Origin of the sequence: Curtobacterium sp. MCLR17_034 (genome assembly GCF_003234485.1) — a bacterium.
Classification (GTDB): Bacteria; Actinomycetota; Actinomycetes; order Actinomycetales; family Microbacteriaceae; genus Curtobacterium; species Curtobacterium flaccumfaciens.
This window is the reverse complement of sequence record NZ_QKTH01000002.1, coordinates 355,814-371,580: the sequence shown is the minus strand read 5'-3', so window position 1 is coordinate 371,580 and position 15,767 is coordinate 355,814. Positions and strand designations below refer to the sequence as shown.

General features: G+C 72.2%; 14 protein-coding genes. 4 read left to right on the top strand and 10 right to left on the bottom strand.

What is annotated here, in order from left to right; all coding sequences use genetic code 11:
* Positions 1–40: 40 nt before the first annotated feature.
* Genes DEI98_RS04290 through DEI98_RS04280 form a run of 3 tightly spaced genes read right to left on the bottom strand, consistent with a single transcriptional unit; the run spans position 41 to position 4,398 of the window.
* Entirely contained in the window at positions 41–1,366 is a 1,326-nt protein-coding gene (locus tag DEI98_RS04290; protein WP_111100020.1) for an FtsX-like permease family protein, read from the bottom strand.
* Positions 1,363–2,112, bottom strand: a complete 750-nt coding sequence (locus tag DEI98_RS04285; RefSeq protein WP_220037059.1) for an ABC transporter ATP-binding protein — start codon at positions 2,110–2,112, stop codon at positions 1,363–1,365. Before DEI98_RS04285 ends, DEI98_RS04290 begins: the two co-directional genes overlap by 4 nt.
* A 9-nt stretch (positions 2,113–2,121) precedes the next feature.
* Positions 2,122–4,398 (bottom strand): helix-turn-helix domain-containing protein, encoded by a 2,277-nt coding sequence (locus DEI98_RS04280; RefSeq protein WP_111100019.1) that lies wholly within the window; start codon positions 4,396–4,398, stop codon positions 2,122–2,124.
* Between the two features lie 122 nt (positions 4,399–4,520).
* Between DEI98_RS04280 and DEI98_RS04275 the strand changes: the two genes are divergently transcribed.
* A complete protein-coding gene (locus tag DEI98_RS04275) occupies positions 4,521–5,363 on the top strand; it encodes a helix-turn-helix domain-containing protein (protein ID WP_111100018.1) in 843 nt (280 codons plus the stop codon).
* Between the two features lie 19 nt (positions 5,364–5,382).
* On the opposite strand, the gene DEI98_RS04270 is transcribed toward DEI98_RS04275, so the two are convergent.
* Together DEI98_RS04270 and DEI98_RS04265 are read right to left on the bottom strand one after the other, a co-directional pair.
* A complete protein-coding gene (locus DEI98_RS04270; RefSeq protein ID WP_146243419.1) occupies positions 5,383–7,605 on the bottom strand; it encodes a helix-turn-helix domain-containing protein in 2,223 nt (740 codons plus the stop codon).
* 42 nt (positions 7,606–7,647) lie between these two features.
* The gene (locus DEI98_RS04265; RefSeq protein WP_181437926.1) at positions 7,648–8,991 is read right to left on the bottom strand and encodes an MBL fold metallo-hydrolase; all 1,344 of its coding nucleotides are present in this window, start codon (positions 8,989–8,991) and stop codon (positions 7,648–7,650) included.
* A gap of 153 nt (positions 8,992–9,144) precedes the next feature.
* Here DEI98_RS04265 and DEI98_RS04260 point away from each other — a divergent pair, with 153 nt between their 5' ends.
* Positions 9,145–9,972, top strand: a complete 828-nt coding sequence (locus tag DEI98_RS04260; protein ID WP_181437925.1) for a helix-turn-helix domain-containing protein — start codon at positions 9,145–9,147, stop codon at positions 9,970–9,972.
* Positions 9,973–10,032: 60 nt separating this feature from the next.
* On the opposite strand, the gene DEI98_RS04255 is transcribed toward DEI98_RS04260, so the two are convergent.
* Both DEI98_RS04255 and DEI98_RS04250 read right to left on the bottom strand, forming a co-directional pair.
* Positions 10,033–11,001 carry an alpha/beta hydrolase gene (locus tag DEI98_RS04255; RefSeq protein WP_111100014.1) on the bottom strand — a complete coding sequence of 323 codons (969 nt, stop codon included), beginning with the start codon at positions 10,999–11,001 and terminating at the stop codon, positions 10,033–10,035.
* A 13-nt stretch (positions 11,002–11,014) separates the two neighbouring features.
* Positions 11,015–11,884: an SDR family oxidoreductase gene (locus tag DEI98_RS04250; RefSeq protein ID WP_111100013.1), complete on the bottom strand. Its 870-nt coding sequence runs from the start codon at positions 11,882–11,884 to the stop codon at positions 11,015–11,017.
* 98 nt (positions 11,885–11,982) lie between these two features.
* On the opposite strand from DEI98_RS04250, the gene DEI98_RS04245 reads away from it, so the two are divergent.
* Complete coding sequence (locus tag DEI98_RS04245) at positions 11,983–12,555, top strand: TetR family transcriptional regulator (protein WP_111100012.1); 573 nt, start codon at positions 11,983–11,985, stop codon at positions 12,553–12,555.
* Between the two features lie 12 nt (positions 12,556–12,567).
* On the opposite strand, the gene DEI98_RS04240 is transcribed toward DEI98_RS04245, so the two are convergent.
* The 3 genes from DEI98_RS04240 to DEI98_RS04230 form a co-directional block, all read right to left on the bottom strand.
* Entirely contained in the window at positions 12,568–12,759 is a 192-nt protein-coding gene (locus DEI98_RS04240; RefSeq protein WP_111100011.1) for a hypothetical protein, read from the bottom strand.
* 250 nt (positions 12,760–13,009) lie between these two features.
* Positions 13,010–13,636: a flavodoxin family protein gene (locus tag DEI98_RS04235; RefSeq protein ID WP_111100010.1), complete on the bottom strand. Its 627-nt coding sequence runs from the start codon at positions 13,634–13,636 to the stop codon at positions 13,010–13,012.
* 229 nt (positions 13,637–13,865) lie between these two features.
* Positions 13,866–14,471, bottom strand: a complete 606-nt coding sequence (locus DEI98_RS04230; RefSeq protein WP_111100009.1) for a TetR/AcrR family transcriptional regulator — start codon at positions 14,469–14,471, stop codon at positions 13,866–13,868.
* A 79-nt stretch (positions 14,472–14,550) separates the two neighbouring features.
* Between DEI98_RS04230 and DEI98_RS04225 the strand changes: the two genes are divergently transcribed.
* A complete protein-coding gene (locus DEI98_RS04225) occupies positions 14,551–15,402 on the top strand; it encodes an MBL fold metallo-hydrolase (protein WP_181437924.1) in 852 nt (283 codons plus the stop codon).
* The last annotated feature ends 365 nt before the right edge of the window (positions 15,403–15,767 follow it).

The window sequence follows — 15,767 nt, the reverse complement described above, 5'->3', positions numbered from 1 at the left end:
CTGAGTTTACGTCGGGTCCGGCCGGATCGGGCGGGATGGCTCACGCCCGGACAGGAACGCGACGACGACGGGCGGGGAGCGCCGGCAGCACCGAGGAGACGACCACGAGCGCCGTCGAGAACACGCCCACGGCACCGAGCAGCGCCACGGGGAAGACCGGCCGCGCACCGGGGTACTCCCCGACGAGCACCGCCCACTCGGCAGTGACCGCGACGGCGACCACCGCCGCGGCGACCAACGTCCCCGTGACCCCGAGGACGAGTCCCTCGAGCGCCGCGACCCGGACCGGCAGGCCAGGCGAGGCGCCGACGGCCCTGAGTTGGTCGCGTTCCCGGGCACGGTCTCGCGCGGCCATCGCCACGGTGGCCGCCGCCCCGATGGCAGCCAGGAGCACCGGGCCGCTGAGGACGAGCACCGTCGCCCCCGCCCCGCCGTGCGAATCGGCACCGACGGCACTCGCAGCGGTCCGCTGCCCGCCGACCAGTGCAGCGGGCAGTCCGACCGCCATCAACAACGCGGCAAGCGTCGTGTCGCTCCGCGTCGACGACCACCGCACCGCTGAACGCGCCAGCCCGAAGGCCACGGAAGCCCCGGCGGGCACGATGGCGGTCCAGACCCGCACGGCGGGTGTGCCGACGGAGCGGCCCAGCACGGCGACCGCCGCGACCAGCACCGGGCCGATCAGGAGCGCCGGGGCTGCTCCGTCCGGGATCGACGCTGGCATCCCGGCAAGCATGCTCCCTGCGAGCGCCACGAGCAGGACGGCGACCGTGGCTCGGACGACGGCCGAGCGACGGCTCGCCGTCGGAGACCCGAGCCCCGTTGACGGCGAGGTGGCTGCCGCACGCCTGCTGCCCGACGCACCGGCGAGGATCGCGGCTCCAGCCGTGACCACGACGACCACGAACGCTTCACCCCAGGACGGCGCCACCCGGACGTCGGCAAGCCCGTTCGAGTCGAGGAGTGCCGCGGACACCGCTGGCGGAACGACACCCACGGCCGCGGCCGCACCGACGACCGCGCCGGCCGTCGACACCAGGGCCGTCTGCACGAGCATCGTCCATCGGACTCCGCGGGGCGTGACACCGGCGAGCTGCCAGAGCCCGTAGGTCCGGTCGAGGAGCGCCGCCGTGAGCCTGACGATCGCCGAGACGACCACCAGGACGGCGATGAGTGCGAACGCTGCCGTCGTGCCCGCGATGGACAACATCGCCAGCCCCCGAACGTCCGGGGTCTCCAGCCCGCCAACGACGAGCGTGCCGGGGACCGATCCAGCCATCGCGGCGACAGCACAGACCGCGAACAACCCGCACCAGACCCGCCACGACGACCGGAGGTCCGCGACGGCCAGCTGTGCGGTGATCATGCCGGGTCCGCCGCGTGCTCGACGGCGGCGAACAGGCCGTCCACGTCCGGACGGATCAGCTCTGCGTGCACGAGGCCGTCGCGCAGGACCAGGGCACGGTCCGCGCGGGCCGCTGCGGCGAGGTCGTGCGTCACCATCACGACCGACCGCTCGCCCGCTGCGGTCCGGCGGAGCAGGTCGAGCACCCGCGCGCCCGCGACGGTGTCGAGTGCGCCCGTGGGTTCGTCGGCGAAGACGACCTCAGGACGGGCGACGAGCGTGCGGGCGATGGCGACCCGCTGCTGCTGGCCGCCGGACATCGCGTCCGGCCGCTGGTCCGCCGCGTCGAGCAGTCCCACGGCGTCCAGCGCGGCGTCGACCGTCCGCCGGTCCGCCGGACGCTTCGCCAGGCGTGCCGGCAACGCGACGTTCTCCCGCGCGGTCAGGGCGGGGAGCAGGTTGTACGACTGGAAGACGAACCCGACCCGCCCGCGGCGGTACCGGGCCGAGCGTTGCCGCGAGAGACCGCGGAGGTCGACACCGTCGAGCTCGACCACACCCCGCAGCGGCGTCTCGAGCCCGGACAGGCAGGCGAGGAGCGTGCTCTTGCCGGAGCCGCTCGGCCCCACGATGGCGAGCATCTCCCCGCGGTCGACCTGCAGGGACACCCCGCGCAGGACGGGACGTCCCTGGCTGGCGGGCGTCGGGTAGGCGTGCTCGAGGTCGCGAGCGCGCACGATCGGTTGGTGGTCCGGGTGTGGCTGCACCGCGGCAGGCTAGTCGGCGACTGGCGTGCCCAGCCTGCCCCCGGTGGGGGCACCTTCCACGTCGGCGTCGCGCGTCGACGAGTCCGGTTCGGGCGCCATCGTCCGCCGAGCGCGGTCGACCAGCTCGGTGAGTTCGTCCAGCACGGCGAGCGCCTGCGCATCCGCGCGGTCCGGGTCGACGAGTGCGATCGCCCGCTCGGCGTCAGCCAGAGCGTCCTCCACCGCCCCCGTCCCGAGCAGCGCCTCGGCACGCTGCCGCAGGGCCCGGGCAGCACCGGTGTCCCACGACATCCCGGCAGCGATGCCGAGCCCGGTGTCCGCGGCGTCACGGGCCTCGTCCCACCGGCCGAGCGCGTTCGCCGACTTCGCGATCTCCTCGAGTGCCACCGCCCGGGTGAAGGCCACCCCGGCGTCGTCCTGGGGTGCCCGGTCCAGGTCGTCGAGCACCGCGCGGAAGGCGTCGATCGCCTCCTCGTGGCGCCCGAGCAGGTGGAGCGCCGCACCAGCCATCGACCGGCACTGCACGAGCGCGGCGTCGTCCCCGGCGCGCTCGTTCCCGTTGATTGCGGACTGGATGTGGGGCAGGGCGAGCACCGGCTGCCGGAGGGCGAGGTGCGCCCAGGCGACGTGGTACTCGGCGTTGGCGACGACCAGGTCGTCGTCGACGGTCTCCGCCGCGGCGAGCCCTGCGGTCGCCAGTTCGAGGGCTCCGTCCCGGTCACCCACCTCCATGAGCGCGGCCCAGGTCTGCAGCCCGAGGAGGCGGGACTCGGCCGCCCGGTCGCCGATCACACGAGCGGCGTCGACCGCCCGCCCGAAGAGCGCGTACCAGTGCCCCCACGCCGGCCAGAGGTTGGAGAACCACTGCAGCTCGCCGGCCACCCGGACGAGCGCCGCAGGGTCGGGACCGGCGGCGAGCGCGCGGAACGCGGGCCACCAGTGGTCGACCTCCCCGACGATCCAGCGCCTCGCCACCTCCGGCGTCGTGATGTCGGACGCGGGACCGGCGTCGGGGGCGAAGCAGCGTGCCGCGTCGGACAGCCTGCCGAGCACCGCGGCGTGGAGACGAGCCCGCCGCCCCGCACGTGCGTCTCCCCCGTCCTCCGCGTCGAGCTGCCCGCGGCCGAACGCCCGGAGGAGGTCGTGCACGCGGTACCGGTTCCCGCCGCGGGGCTCGACGAGACCGAGGTCGACGAGGTCCTCGAGCGCGTCCTCCGCCGTCGCTGTGTCGAGCCCGAGGGCAGCCCCGCCGGTCCAGGCGTCGAAGGTCGACCCGTCGATGACGGACAGAGACCGGAACACGCGGGCCGTCCGTTCCGGGAGCTGCCGGTAGGAGACGACGAAGGCGGCCTCGACAGAGCGGTCACCGTGGTGGAGGACCCCGAGCCGCGCGTCCTCCTCGGCCATCGCCCGGAGGAACCGGTCGAGGTCCGCTCCGGGAGCGACCACCCGACTGCCGGCGATCCGCAGTGCGAGCGGGACGCCGGCGCACCGGTCGGCCAGGGCGGACAGCGACGGGTTGCCTGCGGCGTCGGGGACGATGCGCTCGAGCAGGGACACGCCGTCCCGGTGTGCGAAGGGCCCGACCGTCACCCGGAGCCCCGCGTCCAGGCCGGCGAGCAACCGTCGCGCGGTGACGAGCACCGGGGCAGACGGGCCGCTCGCCTGCACCACCGGTCGCACCTGCGCCTCGTCCGCCGCGTCGTCGAGGAGCACTGCGTGACCGCGCTCGTCGCGGAGCGCCCGCCACCGTGCGGCGGCCGCGTCGAAGTCGGTCGGTGCGTCCTCCGCTCCGTCCGTGGCGATCGAGATGAGACGGCGCAGCACGTCGAGCGGGGACAGCGGCGACGTGGACTGCCCGCCGAGGTCCACGTGCAGCCAGGTGCCGCCACGCACGCGGAGCGCCTCCGCCGCCAGCGTGCTCTTGCCGACGCCGGGGCCGCCCGACACGACGACCACCGCCTGGTGGTCGTCGTCCAGTCGATCGAGGATCTGCCGGAGTTCGGACTCTCGGCCGGTGAAGTCGTCGACGGGGTCGGGCGCGGCCGTCGTCGTTGTCCGCCGCTGCCGGCCGATGCCGAGCAACGCGTCCCGGTCGGCGCGACCGACGTCGAGCGCCGACGCGATCGCCTCGAGCGTGGCACGCTGCGGGCGACGTGCGACCCCCCGCTCGATGTCCCCGATCGTGCGCACGCCCACCCCGGCCCGGTCGGCGAGGTCGGCGAGGGTCAGGCCTGCCTCTGCGCGCATGCGGCGGAGGACAGCTCCGGCGGTCGGTGCGGTCACGGTCTCCTCGATTCCTGCCTGCGTTCTGCATGGTGCGGACGCCGGCCGACTGGTGGGCTGTTGATCGTCATCTTGCAGCACCCGACACCGGGGCCGCACCGCCGACGAGAGGGAGCACCGCCATGCCGATCACCGCGACACCGCTGGGCGAGTACCTCCGGGCGCGCCGCGCCCTCGTGCAGCCGACGGACGTCGGGATCGTCTCGATGACCCCGCGCCGCGTCGCCGGACTCCGTCGCGACGAGGTGGCGCGGCGCGCCGGGATCAGCCAGGAGTACTACCTGCGCCTCGAACAGGGGCGCGACCGCCAACCGTCGGACCAGGTGCTGCTCGCGCTCGGTCGTGCACTGCGGTTGGACGCCGCTGCCGTCGACCACATGCGCCGCCTGGTGCGTATCCAGACGGGCGAGCTCACGCCGGACGCCCCCGCGCCTCCCGGCTCGGCGACGACGGCGCTGGCCGGCCTGCTCGACCAGTGGACCGGCACCCCCGCGTACGTCATGGACGGTAATCAGGACGTCCTCGTCGTGAACCCGCTCGCTCGGGCAATGACGGGCGGCGCCCTTCGCCCGGGCGTGAACCTGCCGTTCGCCGTCTTCTCCGCGGCCGCCCGGGCCGGGATGGAGGACTGGCCGGAGGCGGCCGAACGCACCGCGGCCACGCTGCGGTACGGGAGTGATCCGCGGGACCGCCGCCTGCAGGAGATCGTGGGCACGCTGTCGATCCGTGACGAGGACTTCCGGAGACTCTGGGCGCGACACGACGCCCGCCCCTACCTGAACGGCTCCATCGAGCAAGAGGTGCACGGGCACGGCCCCGTCACCCTCCGGTGTCAGACGCTCGAGGTCCCAGGCGCCCGACGACACGTGCTCACGGCCTTCCACGCTCCCGCCGGCTCGCACGCGGCCGAGGTGCTCGCCGCGCTGCGGAAGGAACTGACAGCGCAGCGGAGAGTGACCGTGTGAAGCCCCCGTCGGGAAGGGGTCAACCGGCGGAACCGGTGAGGTCGTCGCGCAGTGCGGCGAGCTCGCGCTGCAACGCGTCCAACCGCGCAGGACGCACCCGCGCCGGCAACGCCTCCAGAGCGCGTTCCACGTCACGGAGCGCCTCCTCCCGGCGTCCCAGTGACGTCAGGACGGCGGCCCGTGTGCGGAGCAACAGCCCGAGCGACGTCCCGGTGTCGAGCGGGACGGCGGCGAGACCGGCGTCGAGGACGTCGAGCGCGTCGTCCTCGACGCCGGCGGCGAGGAGCGACGTGGCCAGCTCGGCGCGCGCGAGGGCCTGCGCGTACCGGACGCGCTCGTCCACCGGGTCGAGGCCCGCGACGATGCCCGCGACGGTCGTCCGGAGCTCCGCAACCGACTCGGTGTGCCGCCCCTGCGCACGGAGGACGACCCCGAGCAGACCGCGGGCCTGGTGCAGGAAGACCGGATCGGGATCGGCCTCGAAGCCTGCCACCGCAGCGCGCACGTGCGCCTCGGCGGCCTCGGTCTCACCGAGCTCCAGCGCCGCCCAGGCGACGTGGTAGTTGCCCCACGACACGAGGTGCCCGACGCCCGACCGTTCAGCCGCGTCGAGGGCCTCCGCCGCGTGCCGTGCCGCGAGGAGGTGGTCCGCCCGCTCGATGTGCGCCGCCCAGGCGAGGTGGCCGCCAATGGCGGACGCAGCGGCGTCGTCACCGGTCGCGCTCGCGGCGTCCTGCGCGAGCAGGTCGAGTTCGTACCACCTGCCCCAGTCCGGCCAGAGGTTCGCGACCCACTGCAGCACGCTCGTCAGGGTCAGCACGGTCTCGTGGCGTCCGTCGGCCGCCGCGCGCTGGAACGCCGGCCACCAGTGGTCGACCTCGGCGACGACCCAGTCCCGTGCCGCCTGCTGGTCCGCGTCCGGCCGGGACACCGGGGCCCTGCCGGGGACGACGAACGCCGACCCCGCAGCGAGCAACCGGTCGAGCAGCCACCGGTCCAGGCGCGCGCGGACCGCTGCCTCGGCGGTCGGGTCCTCGCGGAGCCGGTCGGAGGCGAACAACCGGATGAGGTCGTGCACCCGGTAGCGGTCGGCACCCCGCTGTTCGACGAGCCCGAGGTCCACGAGCTGCTCGAGGCGTTCCTCGGTGTCGCGCGGGTCGTCGGCGAGTGCCGCCGCGACGACCTGCGCGTCGAAGGTGACCCCGTCGAGGGCTGCGGTCGTGCGGAACACGGCCGCCGTCGGCGGGTCGAGGTCGTCGTGGGAGACCGCGATCGCCGCCGCGACGGACACGTCCCCCGCGACGAGCAGCGCCAGACGACGATCGGCCGAGCGCAGCCGGACGACGAGGTCGGCGGCGCTGGTCGCCGGTCGGCTCGCGATCCGGTTCGCCGCGACGCGGAGCGCGAGCGGGAAGCCGTCGCACAGGGCGAGAAGCTCCGCGACCGAGCCGTCGTCGCGCTGCCGAGGCGGGATCACGTGTTCGAGGAGCAGTCGCGCGTCCTCCAGGGCGAGCACGTCGAGGACGACCCGTTCGGCGTCGAGTCCGGCGAGCGACCGGCGTGAGGTGGCGACGACCGTCGCCCGGCCCTCGACGAGGACGGGCCGCACCTGGTCCTCACCGGAGACGTTGTCGAGGTGGACGAGGACCCGCTCGCCCGCGGCGACCTCGGCCCACCGGGCACGGGCGGCCGCGAGCGTCCCCGGCGGGTCCCCGGGGTCGCACTGCCGGAGCACCCGCTGCAAGACCTCCAGCGACGTCGAAGCGGGACGGCCGTGCCCCGCGAGGTCGACGAAGACCCGCCGCCCCTGCCCGGCGGCACGCGCCAACGCCTCCGTGACGAACGCGGTCTTGCCGATCCCGGGTGGGCCGGACACGACGACGACGCGGACGGGGTCGGGCGCACCGGGCGCCTGGGGCCGGTCGAGGAGCCCGACGAGTCGGTGCAGCTCGGCACCGCGGCCGGTGAAGTCCGTGACCCGTGCGGGACGGAAGTCGGTGCGGCCGCCGTCGGTTCCGATGGACACCAGCGGAGCGCGGAGCCAGCGTCGTGCCGCGTCGTCGAGCCCCAGCCCGGCCACCAGGGCCTCGACGGTGCGCGGCTGCGGGTGCAGGCTCTTGCCGCGCTCGATGTCGCTGATCCCGCGGACGCTCACACCGGACCGCTCAGCGAGTGCCTCGAGCGTTATGCCGGCCGCCAGTCGCAGCGTGCGGAGCCGCGTTGCGAGTTCCGAACCGCCCACGACGTTCCTCCCGGTCACTGCCAGTTTAATGGGCGCGCCGGCTCAGTCGAGGGTGGTGCGGTGCGACTCCTCGTCCTCCCCGCCCCGGGGCAGCAGGTCGGGGAACTCCGAGGGTGCGTGCGCCCTGCCGGGCGTGCACAGCGCGACGGCCGACGCCTCCAGTGTCGAGCGGTTCCCGTGATTCGGCCACCGAGCGGCCATCTCGGCCACGAACGCGGACGGCTCCGTGCTCGTGGCGAGCACCGCCTCGACGTCCTCGAGGTAGCGCCGGAGGTCGTCGACCTGCGGTCCCGCCGCGTCGGACGCCGCGTCCGGGTGCCGGTGCCCCGCGACGACCCAGGCGGGGCGCAGTGCCTCCACGAGGTCGAGCGACCGCCACCACCGACGCCGGGACGCGCCGTCGGTGCCGATCAGCCACGGGTGCACGCGGTTGTACACCAGGTCACCGCCGACCAGCGCGTCGAGGTGCCGGACGGAGACCACGCTCGTGGGGCGCCCGCCGACCTCGCCGACGTCGAACAGCTGGAGCGTGTGCCCCTCCAGGTCGATCGCTCCGGCGGGGGCCGGGTTCGGGACCGTCACCGTCATCGGCAGACGCCCCGGGAAGAGCGTCTCCCACCGGGAGCGCAGCACGGGTCCGGTGTGCGCCCGCGCCTGCTCCGCCACGTCGGCGACCGCGGTGGCCACGGCGTCAGGGAACGCCCGGAGCACCTGCCCGAGTCCGAAGAAGTGGTCCGCCTGCCCCTGCGTCACCACGACCGCACGGAGCCGCTTCCCCGTGCCGCGGATCCACGCGACGAGGTCGTCGGCCTCGTCCACCGTCATGAGGGCGTCGACGAGGACGGCGTCGCGCTCGCCGGCGATGAGCGTCGCGGTCGTCGGCGACCATGTCGCGTTCCCGGCCCCGTCGAGACCGGTCCGCGCGATCGGCCGGTAGCCGCCCAGCCAGACGTCCATCGTGAGCGGCGGCAGGACGCGTCCACCGGCGGCACGCAAGCGTTCCGCGAGCCAGTTCCCCACTCGCTCCCGGTCGGCCGGGGAGCGACTCGCGAGCCCCTCGGTGCTCCAGGTGACGAGACTGCCCGCGCCGTCCTGCGACACCCGGACGACGGCGTCGAGATCGTCGATCGCCGACCCGCCGGGGACCCGTGCGCGGTACGCGACGATGCCGTCCGGACCACCGCTGGAACGTTCCTCGACGACGCCCAGGTCCGCTGACGACCGGCGGACCCAGCGGCTCTCGCCGGGCACGAGGACCTCGACCGATCCGCCGGCACCGACGTGCGCGTCGGCGAAGTCCACGAACCGGGACCACACCTCGGTCGGCGTCGACGCGAATCTGGCGGCGACCGTGACGTGCGCGCGTCGTACCGGTGTTCCCTGCACGGCTCTCCCTCCGGACTCGCCAGACGGTACGGGGCCGGGGAGCCCCGAGGGTGTCCCTGCCGGGGACAGTCGGCGCGCTCCGGCCCCGCGGATGCGCCAGGATCGACAGGGGCGCCCACGCCGGTGCCGACGAGGACGAGGAGAGGACCGGTCGTGAGCACAACTTCGCCGCTCGGCGACTACCTCCGCGCACGCCGCGCGGCGACCCGCCCCGAGGACGTCGACGTGCGGTCCTTGACGCGGCGCCGGGTCCCCGGCCTTCGCCGTGACGAGGTGGCCCGACTCGCCGGCATCAGCCAGGAGTACTACCTCCGCCTCGAGCAGGGCCGCGATCGCACGCCGTCCGACCAGGTCCTGCAGGCGCTCGCGCGCGCGTTCCGACTCGACGACGCGGCGGCGCAGCACATGGCGCGGATGAGCACGGCGCAGCCCTCCGACATCGCGGCGGCCGAGGCCGCTGTGTCGACCGAGGCGATGGCGGCGATCCTCGACTCGTGGGCGAACACGCCCGCCTACATCATCAACTCGCGGCACGAGGTGGTGCTGTCGAACGCCCTCGCCCGGTGGGTCGTGCCCCTCGGACTCGAGGTCGGGATGAGCATCCCGGAGGTGGTCTTCACCCGCCCCGAGGTACGCGCCCTGCCGACCTGGCCGGCGCTCGCCGACCGCACCGCCCGCCGCATGCGCTTCTACGGGGACCCGTACGACGAGCGTCTCCACGCGACCGCGGCCCGGCTCGCCGCGCTCGACCCGGTGTTCCGCGACCTGTGGGAGCGTCACGAGGTCGACCCCTACTACGACGGCGACGTCCGGCCCTTCGTCGACGGGTACGGCCAGGTCCCGCTGCGCCACCAGACGTTCGTCGTGCCGAACACCCCCGGCTACCTGCTCTGCGCCTACCACGCGGTCCCGGGATCGACGAGCGCCGAGGCGCTCGAGCATCTGTCGAGACGCATCGCCGGCGAGGCCGCGAGGGTCTGAGCGGCCGCACGTCGGACGGGAGGCGCGTGACGGTGCCGCCACGCGCCTCCCGTCCGTTCCTCATCCCTTGCCGAGGAGCCGCTCCAGCCAGCTGGTCCGTGCGGCCGTGGCCGCTCGGGAGACCGCAGCCGCCGGGACGATCTGGTCGAACCCGTGGAAGCCGCCCGACCAGACGTGCAGCTCGGCCGATCCGCCGGCGGCCCAGATGGCCGACGCGAAGGCGACGTCCTCATCGCGGAGGAGTTCCGCAGACCCGACGTCGATGAACGCGGGTGGGAGGTGCGACAGGTCGGTCGCCAGCGACGGGGACGCGTAAGTCGACGCGCTTCCCGTGCGACGGCGATCGCCCAGGTAGGCCTCCCACGCGGTCTCGGTGCTGGTCCGGTCCCAGGTGCCGGCGGAATCGTCCTGGTGGCTGGAGACGGTGTCGTTGCGCTCGTCCAGGAGGGGGTACATGAGGACCTGCCCGAGCACGTCCGGGCCGTTCCGGTCCCGCGCCAGCAGCGCCAGGCCGGCGGTGAGGCCGGCACCCGCGCTCTCGCCCGCGATGACGATCCGAGCGGGGTCGACCCGGAGTTCCGCCGCGTGGTCGGCGGTCCAGACGAGACCGGCGTACACGTCCTCGATCGGAGCCGGATCCGGGTGCTCCGGCGGCCGACGGTACTCGACCGACACGACGACCGCGTCGAACCGCTCGACCCAGTCGAGGTACACCCCGGCGCCGACGAAGCGGTCACCGCCGATCAGGCCACCGCCGTGGGTGTGGAAGATCCCGGGCCCGGGACGGGTGTGGTCCGTACGTTCGAACACCGAGACCGTCAGGTCGGGTGCGCCGACGGGTCCGGGGATCGTCCGTACGGTGTGGAGGATCGGCCGACCGGCGATCGTCTCCTCGATCGGCGGTGAGGTGGTCAGCGCCCGGAACGTGTCGACGTCGTCGAGCGTGACGTTCTTCGGAACGAGTCCGTCGAGCACGGGCAGGACGGCTTCGAGTTCGGGATCGAACGGTGGTCTGGGCTGCGATGTCATGTCCGTGCCGCCGTCAGATGATCCGCTCGAGCGGAGCGGTGCCCGCCGGGACGTTGAGCGTCTGCCAGAGCGGACTGGGCGAGCCGAGCGCGAAGGCCTGGAACTCCTCCCAGTAGTCCTCAATCCCGAGGAGGCGCTTCATGCGCGGGATGGCGAGCGCGTCCGGGCCGGCGTAGTAGTGCACCTTGTCGGTGCGTCCGTCGGTCGCCGCCGTGTACACGACGTCGCCGACGACGGACGGCTCGGAGCCGGACTCCGGGACGTGGTCGAAGAACGCCTGGATCTGAGCGGTGTACGCGTCCACCTCGATGTCGGGCCCGTCGATCTTGCTGAAGATGCGGGTCGCGTGCTGTCCCGGCAGCACCGCCTTCACCTGCACACCGAAGGGATGCATCTCGACGTTGAGGGCCTCGCTGATCGTCAGCACGGCGGCCTTCGACGCGGAGTACACCGAGGTGTAGGGGTACCCGCCCTCCGCACCGATCGACGCGATGTTGACGACGACGCCGGACTGCTGCGTTCGGAACACGGGCAGGAACGCCTGCGTCAGGGCCAGGAGCCCGAACACGTTCGTCTGGAACTGGCGGTGGATCTGCTCCATGCTCGACGCTTCGAGCGGGCCCATCTGGAAGTACCCGGCGTTGTTGACGAGGACGTCCACACCTCCGAACGCCGCCACGGCGTCGGCAGCGAACGTCGGCGCCGCCGCCTCGTCGTCGACGTCCAGCAGGAGCGTCCGCACGTTCTCGAGCTCGGCGTACAGGCCGAGCTGCTCGGGGTCGCGAACGGTGGCGAGCACGTTCCACCCCTCCCGCGCGAACTTCTCGACGGTGGCCTTGCCGAGGCCGGACGACGTGCCGGTGACGACTGCTGTCTTGGTCATGCTGCTGCTCCTAAGTAAGTGTTCACTTGCACTGCGGGACGACCCTACGGGGATGGAGCTGGAAACGCAAGCAACCACTTACTCGCTAGGATTGCCGCATGGTGCGCAGCAGCGAGCAGACGCGGCAGCAGATCCTCGACGCCGCGATCGAGGAGTTCTCGACGCACGGCATCGCCGGAGCGCGGGTGGACCGCATCGCCAAGGCCGCCGGAGCGAACATCTCCTCGCTCTTCCGCTACTACGGCAGCAAGGCGCAGCTGTTCGAGGCCGCCTTCGATGCGCTCGCGCTCGGCTCGATCGACGTCGTCCCCTTCGACGCCGACGACCTCCCCGGCTACACCGGGCGGCTCATGGACCACTACCACGCACACCCGGAGATCGTGCGGCTGTCCGCCTGGTACCAGCTCGAGCGGCCCGCGGAGGGCGTCCCGGCGCAGGTCGTCGTGTCCGAGCGGAGCAAGCTGGAGCAGATCGAACGCGCCCAGGCGGCCGGCACGATCACCCGGGAGCTGAGCGCCGTCGACCTGCTGAACGTCGTCCTCCACGTCAGCCTCGCCGCCACCGGCACCACGCCGATCCTCGCCGCGACGCCGATCGACCACGCCGCAGCGCGACGGGCGGCGATGACGACGGTGGAACGGCTCGTCAGACCGACCGACGGTCGAGCCTGAGGGGCCGCGCCGTCAGCCCAGCGACGACAGGAGCGCGAGCTCGTCGGCGTCGGTGCTCTCCGGATCGGCGTCGTACTCCACGACGACCAGGCCCTCGCTGGCGACAACGGCGAGCTTCTCCCGCCGCAGGGTGAGTCGCCGACGGCGCTGTCGTGCACGACGCAGGTCGGGCTCCCCACCCGGCTCACGTCGTGGCGATTCCACAGCTGACCGGGAGCGGGCCCGGGTCCGTGAAGCGGAAGGTGTGAGCTCGATCGGTCTGCGCTAGGAGTTCCTCGGTCACCGACTGACCGGCGCCTTGGAGGAACACCTCACGCGCTTCTCGGCGTGATGTGCCGCACCCGCTCCACTCCTGGCATCCACGAGATGTCGTCGAAGTTCCCGAGGCGCTTCCACACGGAGTCTGCTGTTTCGGGGGAAGCAGCCCTGCGCTCCACGTGCACCGTGGCGTCGGTCATCGCGTGTACTCGGTGTTGGTCGCCGCCGCAGCGCTGACAGCGCGCCGGCCGGCGATGAAGATCTCCGTCTGTCGAGCAACCTGTCGGCCGAGGTGCTCGGCGGTCTCGATGTCCGACGGGTGCATGGCGTCGGGGGCGAGGTCGTTGTGCGTCTGACCGGCGGCGCCCTGCCAGAACCCGAGGCGGTTCAGGTCGTCCTCGGACTTGTCCGCGAAGTTCCAGCCCGCGGGAAGCGCGAGATTGATCCAGATCATGTGGTGTTGGGCTGCGAGTGCTTGGAAGAACCCAAGCGTGTTCGACTTGTCGCCGCTCTTGGACCCGGAGTTGGTGAAGCCCGCGGCGAGCTTGTCGGCCCACGCGCTCCGGAAGAACCGTCCTCCTGTGAGTTCAGCGAACTTGTGGAATTCGGCCGACGCTCCACCCATGTAGGTGGGCGATCCGAAGACGATGGCGTCTGCCGCGTCGAGAACCTCCCAGTCATCGTCGCTCAGCCTGCTGACGTCGATGCGGGTGACGCTGGCGCTGCGATCTGCCGCGCCTCGGCCAATCGCTTCGGCGAGCACTGCAGTATGGCCGTAACCAGAGTGGTAGGCGACGACGATCGATCCCGAGGTATCGGACATGGCGTTCCATTTCAGAGAGGGAGCAAGGGCGCCCACGAGGCACACGCTGCGTTGATGATTCCGGCTACCTCACCGGTAGCACCCGAGCGAGTAATGATCTGCCCAGGCATCCCGAACGTACGACGAGGCGCGATCGACAGCCTGCTCCTGATGGGAACAGGTCAACCATCCGGACGCTCGTGGAAGTCAGCTGCTGTCGGCCATCTGCGCACCCTGGGCGACGGACGCACTACCGGCCGATGAAGTCGCGCACTTCGGCAATCGCTACGTCCAGTTCCTCGCCGATCCGGTCGAAACGTTCGCTGTGGAACGAGGACACGAGCGCGCGCTCCCAGGCGAGCATCATCACGCTTGCGTGCAGCCGGGCCGCCGTCGCGCGATTGCCCACACGGGCGCGTTCCTCACCGGCGGCGGCAAGCGCATCAACCCACATGTCCTGCTGCTGGAGGTGTCGGCGCCGTAGGGCGGGCTCCGACTGCCCCAGACCGATGACCGTCGCCCATCGGTCCGGAGCAGCGCGGACGGAATCGACCGCCACCTGGAACGCCGCACGGAACGCCTCCAGGTCGCTCTCCTCTGCCGGTCGATCGGCCAGGGCATCCGCCACGGCGGAGCTGAGTGACTCGGTTGCCTGCAGCACGGCATCTTCCTTGGTCGGGAAGTACCGGAAGAAGGTCCGCTCGGACACCCCGACGGCTGCGGCGATGGCACTCACCGTGGTGCCGTCGAAACCAACCTCACGGACGAGGCGAACTGCAGCGTCTGTCAGCTCACCCCTGATCGTCTCGCGCATCCGCTCCCGGACACCTTTGGGTCGGACTTCTCGCTGTTCCATGCCGCCATCGTACGGTACAGTCACTTCCTGCCCACATGACAGCCACTGTCACACAGTCAGTTCGAGCGAAGGAAGAGTGATGAGCGACACGATCACGATCGGCGAGTACACGATCACAGCACTGCGGGACGGCGACTCCCACCTACCTGCGTCCGCCTACCCCGGAGCAGACTTCTCCGAGCACCCAGACACTCTCGACGCGTCAGGCACCCATCGGATCCGGATCGGGGCACACCTCGTGCAAGGGCCCGCCGGAACGCTCCTCATCGACGCAGGCGCCGGCGAACTGTCCCTACCGTTCCCGGCCGAGCTGGCGGAGCTGAACGGCCTGACGGACCCGCCGAGCCACATGGCGGAAGCAGGCTCGCTCCCCGCCGCACTGGCTGCGGCAGGCGTGAGCCCCGACGACATCTCGAAGGTTCTCGTCACGCATCTGCACCTCGACCACGTCGGCTGGATCATGCACGACGGCAAGCCATTCTTCCCCAACGCCGAGGTGCACTACGGCGCGGCAGACTGGGCCCCGCTCGTGGAGGGTGCGCCGGATGGCGACCCGACCCGACCGCTGATGGAATCTGCTGCCGCCGCGGGAATCCTGCGGACCTTCGCGCCTGGGACGGCGGAAATCCTCCCAGGCATCACGGTTGCCCACGTTCCCGGGCACACGCCGGGTCACGTGACGATCGAGATCGAGTCCCAGGGACAGCGGATCCTCTTCGTCGGTGATCTCATCGAGCTTCCGGCCCAGCTCAACGACCGAGGCATCCACTTCATGACGGATCACGATCAGGACCAGGCAGCTGCCGCTCGCGCCGCGCTGTTCGCGCGCGCCAAGGCTGACGGTACCGTCATCGCTCCGGCGCACCTCACCAACCCGACCTTCGGGATCATCACGGCTGACGACACCTGGGCAGACGCATCCACCTCATGACTGAGTGAGGCCTGGGCGCGTCTGCTCGGCGCACCCAGGCCTCGCCGTTCGCCGAAGTGTTCTCAAACGCATGGGTCCTCGATCGTGCAGCCGCGCCCGCGGTCGCCGCAGGCACGAGCGGCGGGTTGCCGATATCACAAGCGATCCACTCGCCGAGGCTCAGCGCGTCAGCCGCATCCGAGTCGTCCTGGACGTCGATGAGGTGATCACCCTGCTCACGACGGTCGGCGGAGCAAGCGCCTTCGGGCCCGACGCCGGGGAACACCGTCACCTCCAGGGAGCGGTCGCCTTCATTCTCGACGCCATCAGCGTGAAGCAAGACACCAGGGCCTACCTCTGGGCAGGTGTCATAAACTGCCAGAAAG

Bases quoted from the DNA above. Each gene is read 5' to 3' on its own strand.
- DEI98_RS04230 (WP_111100009.1), bottom strand. From the start codon at position 14,471: ATGGAACAGCGAGAAGTCCGACCCAAAGGTGTCCGGGAGCGGATGCGC.
- DEI98_RS04255 (WP_111100014.1), bottom strand. From the start codon at position 11,001: ATGACATCGCAGCCCAGACCACCGTTCGATCCCGAACTCGAAGCCGTC.
- DEI98_RS04290 (WP_111100020.1), bottom strand. From the start codon at position 1,366: ATGATCACCGCACAGCTGGCCGTCGCGGACCTCCGGTCGTCGTGGCGG.
- DEI98_RS04245 (WP_111100012.1), top strand. From the start codon at position 11,983: ATGGTGCGCAGCAGCGAGCAGACGCGGCAGCAGATCCTCGACGCCGCG.
- DEI98_RS04235 (WP_111100010.1), bottom strand. From the start codon at position 13,636: ATGTCCGATACCTCGGGATCGATCGTCGTCGCCTACCACTCTGGTTAC.
- DEI98_RS04225 (WP_181437924.1), top strand. From the start codon at position 14,551: ATGAGCGACACGATCACGATCGGCGAGTACACGATCACAGCACTGCGG.
- DEI98_RS04275 (WP_111100018.1), top strand. From the start codon at position 4,521: ATGCCGATCACCGCGACACCGCTGGGCGAGTACCTCCGGGCGCGCCGC.
- DEI98_RS04250 (WP_111100013.1), bottom strand. From the start codon at position 11,884: ATGACCAAGACAGCAGTCGTCACCGGCACGTCGTCCGGCCTCGGCAAG.